General features: G+C 69.1%; 1 protein-coding gene. It reads left to right on the forward strand.

What is annotated here, in order from left to right; translation table 11 throughout:
• Positions 1-58: 58 nt before the first annotated feature.
• The coding region (locus ACM0OT_RS23855; RefSeq protein ID WP_414566850.1) for a nitronate monooxygenase at positions 59-243 on the forward strand (185 nt) is incomplete at its 3' end.

Below are 243 nucleotides of genomic sequence, written 5' to 3' on the forward strand. Positions count from 1 at the left end.
GCCTAATAAAGGGGCGCAGGCGGTGGCGATGGGGCGAAGCGGACCCTAACTGCACCGCATGACCCTGATTGAACGCCTGTCGCTGACTGTTCCCATCATTCAGGCCCCGATGGCAGGGGTGTCGACGCCGGACATGGCGGCGGCGGTGTCCAATGCAGGCGGGCTGGGTTCGATCGGCGTGGGCGCGACCGACGCCGCAGGCGCGCGGGCGATGATCGCGGCTGTGCAGGCCCGGACCAACCG

Source organism: Anabaena sp. CCY 9613 (assembly GCF_963920895.1).
In the GTDB taxonomy this organism is placed as follows: Bacteria; Cyanobacteriota; Cyanobacteriia; order Cyanobacteriales; family Nostocaceae; genus Cyanocohniella.